Here is an 884-nt window from a genome sequence, read left to right as displayed (position 1 = left end):
CCGCCGCCACTGCGCCGGCACGCGAGGCCGGCAGCCACAGCTCGGCCGTCGTGCCGCGGCCTTCGGCGCTGTGCAGCACGAGGCTGCCGCCGCACTGGCGCATGAAGCCGTCGACGATCGCGAGTCCCAGCCCGCTGCCCTGGCCGGGCGCCTTCGTCGTGAAGAACGGTTCGGCCACGCGCGCCTGCACCTCGGCCGGCATGCCATGGCCGGTGTCGTGCACGCGGACCACGACCGCCTCCCCGGCCGGGGCGACACAGGCGCTGTGCGCGGCGTGCGCGATCGACAGCGTCAGCCTGCCGCCGTGCGGCATCGCGGCGGCGCTGTTCAACGCCAGGTTCAGCAGCGCGTTCTCCAGCTGGCCGCGGTCGGCCTGCACCGACAGCGACGCGTCGCCGCCCTCGTCGATCCGCACCTCGATCGCCGGCCCGACGCTGTACTCGACCAGGTCCTGCATCTCGGCCAGCATGTCGTCCACGCACACCGCCTCGACCTCCAGCGGCTGGCGCCGCGCGAACACCAGCAGCCGCCGCGACAGCCCGGCCGCCGATTCGGCCGCCTTGTGCGCGCGGACGGCCAGCGCGGCGGTCGGAGCGTCGCCGGCCAGCCGGTTGCGCAGCAGCTCCAGGTTGCCGAGGATCGCGCTCAGGAAGTTGTTGAAGTCGTGCGCGACGCCACCGGTCAGCTGGCCCAGCACCTCCATGCGCTGCGCCTGGCGCAACTGCGCCTCCATCGCGCGTCGGGCGCTCAGGTCGCGGCAGACGGCGACCCAGCCGCCATCGGGCATCGGGTGGCTCAGGATCTCCAGCACGCGGCCGGCCGGCAGGTGCAGTTCGGCCGACGCGGCGATGCGGTGGCGGCCGAGGCGCGCCGCGGTGTCGGCC

General features: G+C 74.9%; 1 protein-coding gene. It reads right to left on the bottom strand.

Going from position 1 to position 884, the window contains the following annotated elements; all coding sequences use genetic code 11:
• Positions 1-884 (bottom strand): ATP-binding protein (locus ACXJLU_RS33460; protein WP_457338024.1); only part of this gene is annotated, 884 nt, incomplete at both ends.

The organism is Rhizobacter sp. P5_C2 (assembly GCF_054049715.1).
This window is presented reverse-complemented; position numbering and strand designations above follow the sequence as displayed.